Source organism: Mycobacterium sp. 1245801.1 (assembly GCF_001673055.1).
Lineage (GTDB): Bacteria > Actinomycetota > Actinomycetes > Mycobacteriales > Mycobacteriaceae > Mycobacterium > Mycobacterium europaeum_A.
Genome location: NZ_LZKY01000191.1, coordinates 1 through 7,811, shown reverse-complemented (window position 1 = coordinate 7,811; position 7,811 = coordinate 1). Strand labels below are relative to the sequence as shown.

Annotated in this window: 10 protein-coding genes and 1 pseudogene; 6 read left to right on the top strand and 5 right to left on the bottom strand. The window is 66.8% G+C overall.

Going from position 1 to position 7,811, the window contains the following annotated elements:
* On the bottom strand, nt 1-1,010 hold a 1,010-nt coding region (locus A5622_RS12070), incomplete at its 3' end, for a 13E12 repeat family protein (protein WP_066878726.1).
* Between the two features lie 200 nt (nt 1,011-1,210).
* On the opposite strand from A5622_RS12070, the gene A5622_RS12065 reads away from it, so the two are divergent.
* Both A5622_RS12065 and A5622_RS12060 read left to right on the top strand, forming a co-directional pair.
* A complete protein-coding gene (locus A5622_RS12065; protein ID WP_066868420.1) occupies nt 1,211-1,675 on the top strand; it encodes a hypothetical protein in 465 nt (154 codons plus the stop codon).
* 112 nt (nt 1,676-1,787) lie between these two features.
* Nucleotides 1,788-2,918, top strand: coding sequence for a nitronate monooxygenase (locus tag A5622_RS12060; protein ID WP_066868422.1), 1,131 nt, complete (start codon nt 1,788-1,790; stop codon nt 2,916-2,918).
* A 26-nt stretch (nt 2,919-2,944) separates the two neighbouring features.
* Here A5622_RS12060 and A5622_RS12055 read toward each other — a convergent pair whose 3' ends face one another.
* The 3 genes from A5622_RS12055 to A5622_RS12045 all read right to left on the bottom strand — a co-directional run bounded on the left by A5622_RS12055 (nt 2,945) and on the right by A5622_RS12045 (nt 3,957).
* Entirely contained in the window at nt 2,945-3,175 is a 231-nt protein-coding gene (locus tag A5622_RS12055; protein WP_066868424.1) for a hypothetical protein, read from the bottom strand.
* 90 nt (nt 3,176-3,265) lie between these two features.
* Entirely contained in the window at nt 3,266-3,553 is a 288-nt protein-coding gene (locus tag A5622_RS12050; RefSeq protein ID WP_066878724.1) for a hypothetical protein, read from the bottom strand.
* 5 nt (nt 3,554-3,558) lie between these two features.
* Nucleotides 3,559-3,957 carry a hypothetical protein gene (locus tag A5622_RS12045; protein ID WP_066868428.1) on the bottom strand — a complete coding sequence of 133 codons (399 nt, stop codon included), beginning with the start codon at nt 3,955-3,957 and terminating at the stop codon, nt 3,559-3,561.
* 247 nt (nt 3,958-4,204) lie between these two features.
* Here A5622_RS12045 and A5622_RS12040 point away from each other — a divergent pair, with 247 nt between their 5' ends.
* From A5622_RS12040 to A5622_RS12030, 3 genes are read left to right on the top strand one after another with little or no spacing between them, the layout of a single operon-like run.
* Nucleotides 4,205-5,503: a cytochrome P450 gene (locus A5622_RS12040; protein WP_066878722.1), complete on the top strand. Its 1,299-nt coding sequence runs from the start codon at nt 4,205-4,207 to the stop codon at nt 5,501-5,503.
* Nucleotides 5,504-5,515: 12 nt separating this feature from the next.
* Nucleotides 5,516-6,529 carry an alcohol dehydrogenase gene (locus A5622_RS12035; protein ID WP_066878720.1) on the top strand — a complete coding sequence of 338 codons (1,014 nt, stop codon included), beginning with the start codon at nt 5,516-5,518 and terminating at the stop codon, nt 6,527-6,529.
* Nucleotides 6,530-6,541: 12 nt separating this feature from the next.
* Nucleotides 6,542-7,102 (top strand): YceI family protein, encoded by a 561-nt coding sequence (locus tag A5622_RS12030; RefSeq protein ID WP_066878718.1) that lies wholly within the window; start codon nt 6,542-6,544, stop codon nt 7,100-7,102.
* A 28-nt stretch (nt 7,103-7,130) separates the two neighbouring features.
* Here A5622_RS12030 and A5622_RS29650 read toward each other — a convergent pair whose 3' ends face one another.
* Nucleotides 7,131-7,421 (bottom strand): hypothetical protein, encoded by a 291-nt coding sequence (locus A5622_RS29650; RefSeq protein WP_066868436.1) that lies wholly within the window; start codon nt 7,419-7,421, stop codon nt 7,131-7,133.
* 58 nt (nt 7,422-7,479) lie between these two features.
* On the opposite strand from A5622_RS29650, the pseudogene A5622_RS30125 reads away from it, so the two are divergent.
* Nucleotides 7,480-7,811: pseudogene (locus A5622_RS30125) on the top strand (hypothetical protein); the annotation flags it as partial.

Sequence of the window (7,811 nt, the reverse complement as noted above, 5' to 3'; positions counted from 1 at the left end):
TTGTCGAAGATGGCGAGATAGTGGTGGGCGTGGCGGGCCAGGCGGATGACGTCGGACATCGGTAGCAGGGTGCCGGCGGCGGTGAGGGCTGTGCCGGTGTTGCGTTCGAGGTCCTCGAGTGTGGTGGTGAGGATGATGGAGGCCGGTAATCCGTTGTGTTGGCCGAGTTTTGCGCTGGCCAGCAGGGCGCGTAGGGCGGCGTTGAGGCCGTCGTGGTGGCGTTGGGCGGTGCTGCGGGTGTCGCGTTGCACCGCGTCTTGGGGCGGGGCGCCGTCGATGACCGGTGTGTCGTCGTCGGGGTTGCACATGCCGGGGGCGGCGAGTTTGGCCAGCACCGCCTCGAGGGTGGCGCGGGCTTCGGGCGTCAGCCATCCGCTCAGGCGCGACATGCCGTCGGTTTGTTGGTTGCCGAGCACCAGTCCGCGCATGCGCGCGCGGTCGGCGTCGGTGTAGGTGCCGTCGGGGTTGAGGCAGTCCATCAGGCGGCGGGCCAGTGTGGCGAGTTGGTCGGGGCGAAATTGGGTGGCCGTGGCGGCCAGTTGCTTTTCGGCGTGTTCGCAGGTGTCGAGGTCCACGGCTTCGGGCAGGTGGTGGAAGAACCGCCGGATCACGGCCACGTGGTCGGCGCCGATCGCCCCATCTTGCTGGGCCGCGGCGGTGGCGGGCAGCACCGGCGCCAGCGGCTCGCCGGTCAGCGTGCGGCGCGGGCCCAGATCGGCGGCCTCGGCGATGCGGCGTGCGGCCTCGGCCCGGGTGATGTGCAGCCGGTCGGCCAATACCCAGGGCAGCTTGCCGCCCAGTTCGGCCGGATCCGCTTGCTCGCCAAGCTGGTTGATGAGTTGGTGGCTTGGCGTCTGGAGCTTGCGGGTTGCGCATTCGAGCTTTTCCAACAGTGCCAGGCGTTCGGGGTTGGTCAGCGCCGCATAGGAATGCTGGTGAAAACGAGCGGCCGCAGCGCACAACGCGTCAGCGTCGGCCTGAATCTGCTCCCGGTCATCTATCGAACTCATGTTCGAATGCCAGAACGGGCCACCGACAAAAAGCGCTCCCCTGAAACCACTGAAACAAAAGAGGCACAAGTGATTTGGGCTTGCCGGTTCAACGCGTCAAAGCGTGGACCATCGCGCCTATTGCGTCGCCGAGAACAATGAGTCCAAGCGGCAACCGCGCTGCGGCGCGGTGCGCGATTGGATAGAGGTGGGTGAGTGCCATGGCCTCGTTGCTCACGGCCTGCAGCGGGTTCCTGCTCGCCGTCTTGTGGATGGATTTGATCTTCGACGTCCAGGTACTTCGGTATCGGAAGGCCACGACCGAACTGCCCGAGGCCGTGCTCGCTTCCATCGCGGCGTATTACCACCGCGCGACCACCGCGTCTCGGCCGATGAGCCGATTGATCGCACTCGTCATGCTGACCCTGGTGGGAACGCTGGTGCTGCAGGCCGCGCGGGGCCACGATCCCGGTTGGCTGCTGGTGACGTCGGCCGCGCTTGCCGGCATTCCGACCATGTTGGCGTTGACGCACACGGTTCCCGATGCGGTGCAGCTCGGGCACCGCGAGGACAGTCCGCCCGAGCAAACGCGCCTGGCGCGCTCGGTGTGCCGCGACCATCTGCTCTGCGCCGCCTGCATGCTCGCGTTTCTCGTCCTGTGGGTGGCGAACAGCACCGCGATCTGACCGCGGTGACGGGTCGTAGTCGCAAGGCGCAGGTCAGGACCCGCTGGCCACGTCAGTGAGCTACGTACTAAACTAGAACACGTTCCAATTCGGCGAGCTCCCAGGAGTTGTAATGCACACCCCTATCTGCGACGAACTCGGCATCGAGTTCCCGATTTTCGCCTTCACCCACTGCCGCGACGTCGTGGTGGCGGTCAGTAAGGCCGGGGGGTTCGGCGTGCTCGGTGCGGTCGGCTTCACCCCCGAGCAGCTGGAGATCGAACTCAATTGGATCGACGAGAACATCGGCGACCACCCCTACGGCGTCGACATCGTCATCCCGAACAAGTACGAGGGCATGGACTCCCATCTGTCCGCGGAGGAGCTTGCCGAGACGCTGCGCAAGATGGTGCCGCAGGAGCACCTCGACTTCGGCAAGAAGATCCTCGCCGACCACGGCGTGCCGGTCGAGGACAGCGACGGCGACAGCCTGCAGCTCCTCGGCTGGACCGAGGCGACGGCCACGCCCCAGGTCGAGGTGGCGCTCAAGCACCCCAAGGTGAAGATGATCGCCAACGCGCTGGGCACCCCGCCGGCCGACATGATCAAGCACATCCACGAGGCCGGGCTCAAGGTCGCGGCGCTGTGCGGCTCCCCCTCGCAGGCTCGCAAGCACGCCGACGCCGGCGTCGACATCATCATCGCCCAGGGCGGTGAGGCTGGTGGGCACTGCGGCGAGGTGGGCTCGATCGTGCTGTGGCCGCAGGTCGTCAAGGAGGTCGCCCCGGTCCCGGTGCTGGCCGCCGGCGGCATCGGCAGCGGTGAGCAGATCGCGGCCGCACTGGCGCTCGGCGCGCAGGGCGCATGGACCGGATCGCAGTGGCTGATGGTCGAGGAGTCCTCGAACACCCCGGTTCAGCAGCAGGCGTACGTCAAGGCCGGCAGCCGCGACACCGTCCGCAGCCGGTCGTTCACCGGCAAGCCGGCCCGCATGCTGCGCAACGACTGGACCGAGGCGTGGGAGGCACCGGAAAACCCGAAGCCGCTCGGAATGCCGTTGCAATACATGGTCTCCGGCATGGCCGTGCGGGCCACCAACAGGTACCCGAACGAATCCGTCGACGTGGCATTCAACCCCGTCGGCCAGGTGGTCGGGCAGTTCACCAAGGTGGAGAAGACCTCAACGGTCATCGAGCGCTGGGTGCAGGAGTACCTGGAAGCCACCAACCGGCTGGACGAACTGAACGAGGCCGCCTCCGTCTGACGCGGAGGCTGGCCTGGCCGGTGCGCCTAGACCTCGTCGGCTTCGTCGGCTTCGTCGCGTCCGGTGAACACTTCCTTCGTCCGGTCCACCGCGTACGTGCCGATGTCGATCGAATTCGCGACGATGCCGCTGGCGCCGCCGGCGACGTCGCCGCGGATGATGTCGCTGGCGTGTTCGACGATGTCGGAGGCTTTTTCGACGGCGTTGGTCGCGATGTCCCTGACGGCGTCGACTGCATCCCTGGCGTTGAAGGCCATCTCGAGTCTCCCTTGTGTTGCAGGACGGTTGCTACGACTCTAGACGGGCTCGGGTGGCATTTCGCTACGGGCGGTGACGCCTATCGGGGCCTAGTAGTGCACCAGGCTGCGCCAGTAGTCTTCGGAAATTTCGGCCCCCGAGCGCAAAATTCGGGCCAGTCCGACGGCCATCGCGACGCCCAGCAGTCCCAGCCAGAGCCCGGCCAGCGCGATGACACCCCACAGCACGGCGGTGACGGTGGGCCAGGGCGAGAGCACCGCCAGCGCCGGCGCGAAGAAGAATCCGGTCCCGATGTACCAGGCCGAGCCGGCCCGGTCGGAGGCCAGCACGAAGCGTAGCCAGCGTGGGATCGAAGGCTGAGCCGGACGATCGCGCATGGTCGTTACTCGGACGGTGGGAAGAACCCTGCCCCGGTGAACCAGCCCTCTTGCCACCCTTGGGCTCCCAGGCACAGCATCGGAAGTCCGCGGTCCGACTGTGCGGCGCTCTGCGGGCCTGGGCACTTGGCGCCCGCCTGCTGGACTCCGTACAGCGGATAAGAGGCCACCCAATAGCCGGTGGTCGCCGCGGGGAACTGATTGGGGGGCGGGAAGTGGCAAGCCTCGGCCTGGCCGCTGGGCCCCCGTCCGAAGATGAAACGCTCGTAGTTGTCGCACGGCGCGCCCAGCGACGCCTGATAGTTCATGCCCGGCACGTCGCCGTCGTAACCGGCGGCCGCGCACGGGGCCAGGCCGATCGTGATGCCCGCTATCGAAGCGGCGCTGAGCAGTTCCCGAATCATGTGCTACCCCGCCTGTCGTCGCCGGTGACCTGCACCAAAGCATATCCGGCGGACCGTCGGCCACAAGACCGTTCCGGCTTGTGGGTCCGATCGTCGGTGTGCACCCGCGACACGGCGCGAAACGGCCGGTGAGGAACACGTTCCAATTCGCCGCCGACGATCTTTCCTCAATCCTTCCCAACCAAGGTGCGGCAGTGGTTTCCTTGCACAAGGACGACTAGACCACTTCGTCATCGAGGAGCGGGCCATGCCAACCGTCGAGCCAACTGCCAAGCCGGTCCCCAATCTCCCTCCCGGATTCGACTTCACCGACCCGGACATTCACGCCGAGCGGCTCCCGGTGGAAGAGCTGGCCGAACTGCGCCGGACGGCGCCGATCTGGTGGAACGAACAGCCCGATGGGGTGGGCGGATTCGATGACGGCGGCTTCTGGGTGGTGACCAAGCACAAGGACGTCAAAGAGATTTCGCGGCGCAGCGACGTGTTCTCCAGCCTGGAGAACACCGCCCTCCCCCGCTACAAAGAGGGCACGGTGCGCGAACAGCGCGATACCGGCAAGTTCGTGTTGCTCAACATGGATGCCCCGCAGCACACCCACCTGCGCAAGATCATCTCCCGCGGCTTCACACCGCGCGCCGTCGAGCTGCTGCGTGACGACCTGAACCAGCGCGCCCGTCAGATCGTCGAGAAGGCGGCCGCCGCGGGTTCTGGCGACTTCGTCGAGCAGGTGTCCTGCGAGCTTCCGCTGCAGGCCATCGCCGGACTGCTGGGAGTGCCGCAGGAAGACCGCATGAAGCTGTTCCACTGGTCGAATGAGATGGTGGGCGACCAGGATCCGGAATTCGCCCGCAATGACGCGATGGGTGCGTCGGTCGAGCTGATTACCTACGCCATGCAGATGGCCGCCGACCGGGCGCAGAATCCCGGCGAGGACATCGTCACCAAGTTGATCGAGGCCGACGTCGACGGGCACAAGCTCTCCGACGACGAGTTCGGTTTCTTCGTCATCCTGCTGGCGGTGGCCGGCAACGAGACCACCCGCAACTCCATCACACAGGGCATGATGGCCTTCACCGACTTCCCCGACCAGTGGGAGCTGTACAAGCGGGAGCGTCCCGTCACCACGGCCGACGAGATCGTCCGGTGGGCCACCCCGGTCACCTCCTTCCAGCGGACCGCCCTAGAGGACTACGAGCTGTCCGGCGTGCAGATCAAGAAGGGCCAGCGCGTCGTAATGGTCTACCGCTCAGCCAATTTCGACGAGGATGTATTCGAGGACCCGTTCACCTTCAACATCCTGCGCGACCCTAACCCGCACGTCGGGTTCGGTGGCACCGGCGCGCACTACTGCATTGGGGCCAACCTGGCGCGGATGACCATCGACCTGATGTTCAACGCGATCGCCGATGCCATGCCCGACCTGGAATCGGTCGGCAAGCCCGAACGGCTGCGGTCGGGGTGGCTCAACGGAATCAAACACTGGCAGGTCGACTACCACACCAACGGCTCCCGGAAATGTCCCGTCGCGCATCAGGCCCAGGGGTGACAAGCTAATCACATGCCTAATCATCGAGCCGTCCATGTCCCGTCCGCCGGTGCAGCTTTGGAGCTGGTCGACGCCGAAACCAAGCCACCGGGTCGCGATGAGGTGCGGCTGACGGTCGCCGCGTGCGGCATCTGCGGGACCGACGCGCGCTTCGTCAACGGCGACTTCCCCGGCATATCGTGGCCGCTGACTCCGGGGCATGAGATCGCCGGCAAGATCGCCGAAATCGGCGACGGCGTCCAGGATTTCGCAGTCGGCGATCGCGTCGCGGTCGGCTGGTTCGGCGGATGTTGCTACCGCTGCGACCAATGCCGCAAAGGACTGTTCATTCACTGCGAGAACGGCAAGGTGCCGAGCTGGCAGTATCCCGGCGGCTACGCGGAGTCGGTGACCGTGCCGGTGAGCGCGCTGGCGCGCATACCGGCCGAGCTCTCCGACGCCGAAGCCGCCCCGATGGGATGCGCCGGCGTGACCACCTACAACGCCTTGCGGCACACCAACGCGCTGCCCGGCGACCGGGTGGCGATCCTCGGCGTCGGCGGCCTGGGCCACCTCGGGGTGCAATTCGCCCGGGCCATGGGTTTCGAGACCATCGCGATCAACCGCGGCACCGGCAAAGCCGACGACGCCCGAAAACTGGGCGCCCATCACTACATCGACTCCACGGCCAGCGACCCCGCCGAAGCGCTCAAGGACCTGGGCGGCGCAAGGGTCGTGCTGGCCACCGCGGGAAATTCGAAGGCCATGGCCGACACGGTCGGCGGCATCCTCCCCCAGGGTCAACTGGTCACCATCGGCGTCACGCCCGAACCGCTGCCGATCAGCCCGGTGCAGCTGATAACGCCGGGCATCAGCATCGTCGGCCATCCCTCCGGGACGGCGAAAGACGTCGAGGACACAATGCTTTTCGCGGTCTTGTCGGGCGTACGAGCGTGGATCGAGGAGCTGCCGCTCTCGCAAGCCGCGGAGGGCTACGCCGCCCTGGAAGGCGGCCGGGCGCACTACCGCACCGTTTTGACCATGTGACACAGGCGATTCGTGACTTCGGACCAAAGCGCGGTGTGGACGATCGGCCCGGCTGACGGTGAGTTGTTGCTGCACACCGGCGTTAGCGGCAGGGCGGCGCGGATGGGCCATCGTCTTACCATCGCGATGACGCGCTGGCGTGCCACCGTGAGCTGGTCCGACTACCAACCCGTCAGCGCACAGCTCACCGTCGAGACCGATTCGTTCGAGGTGCTGCGTGGTGACGGCGGCGTCAAAGGGCTGTCCGGGGCGGAGAAGGCGCTGGTGCGGTCCAACGCCCTGAAGTCGTTGTCCGCCAGCCGGTTTCCCGAAATCTGCTATACGGCGGATGTCATCGAAAACGCCGGCGATAACTACCGCCTGACGGGCACTTTGCACATTCGGGGAGTGTCGCGGGACCATGTCGTCGAGGTGCAGACCGAAGACCTCGGGGAATCATGGCGGATGTCAGTCGAATCCACCATCCGGCAGTCCGACTACGGCATCAAGCCGTACTCGCTGCTGATGGGGTCGGTCCAGGTCGCCGACGACGTGTCGTTGTCGTTCGCCGCCGTTCGCGCCCAGGGCAACTGAGGGCCGCGGTCACCGGCGTCGGGCGAGCTCAGGGTTGCGGGTCGGTCGCTGCGCGCGGGGCCGAGTCAACCGCCGGATCGCCGGTGTCACCGGGTATGTGCTCGAGCACCCGGGTCAGGTAGGGCTGTCGGTTACCGCCGTCCGACTGTCGTTCGCCACCGGCGCCCGGCTGCTCCTCCGGAACGCTGGCGTCCGAAACCGGTTCGCCGGCAGGGAGTTTCGTTTGTGGGGCCGGCGGCTTGGCCGGCGGGGCCGCCGGAAGCGGCGCGACGGCCGTCACCGCCTCGGCGATCTGGGGGGTGGGCGGCCACAGCGACATCGACGGCCTCTCCTGGCAGCTCGAAACGACTTTGCCGGTACCGGTTTTCGTGCAATCGATGGCCCAGGTGACGATCGCGCGCGGCGCGGCGCTGTCGGCGGCTGCAAGCACCGAATTCACCGACGACCAGCTGGTCGAGCACATCGGCGAACCCGTTCCGGCGCCCACTCAGAAGCGGCAGTTGTCCTACGCCGGGGCCATGACCGCGTTGGCGGCCGGTGCCATCACCTTCGTCGGGTCGGTATCACTCGCGGTGGGGATCCACGTGGGGCCGGCCAGCGCCGCCGGCGCGCGATCGTCACCTGGGCCATCGATTGCACGAAAACCGGTACCGGCAAAGTCGTTTCGAGCTGCCAGGAGAGGCCGTCGAGTTCGCTGTGGCCGCCCACC

Excerpts from the sequence above, each read along its gene's own strand:
- A5622_RS12065 (WP_066868420.1), top strand. The coding sequence starts at position 1,211 with ATGGCCTCGTTGCTCACGGCCTGCAGCGGGTTCCTGCTCGCCGTCTTG.
- A5622_RS12060 (WP_066868422.1), top strand. The coding sequence starts at position 1,788 with ATGCACACCCCTATCTGCGACGAACTCGGCATCGAGTTCCCGATTTTC.
- A5622_RS12055 (WP_066868424.1), bottom strand. The coding sequence starts at position 3,175 with ATGGCCTTCAACGCCAGGGATGCAGTCGACGCCGTCAGGGACATCGCG.
- A5622_RS12050 (WP_066878724.1), bottom strand. The coding sequence starts at position 3,553 with ATGCGCGATCGTCCGGCTCAGCCTTCGATCCCACGCTGGCTACGCTTC.
- A5622_RS12045 (WP_066868428.1), bottom strand. The coding sequence starts at position 3,957 with ATGATTCGGGAACTGCTCAGCGCCGCTTCGATAGCGGGCATCACGATC.
- A5622_RS12040 (WP_066878722.1), top strand. The coding sequence starts at position 4,205 with ATGCCAACCGTCGAGCCAACTGCCAAGCCGGTCCCCAATCTCCCTCCC.
- A5622_RS12035 (WP_066878720.1), top strand. The coding sequence starts at position 5,516 with ATGCCTAATCATCGAGCCGTCCATGTCCCGTCCGCCGGTGCAGCTTTG.
- A5622_RS29650 (WP_066868436.1), bottom strand. The coding sequence starts at position 7,421 with ATGTCGCTGTGGCCGCCCACCCCCCAGATCGCCGAGGCGGTGACGGCC.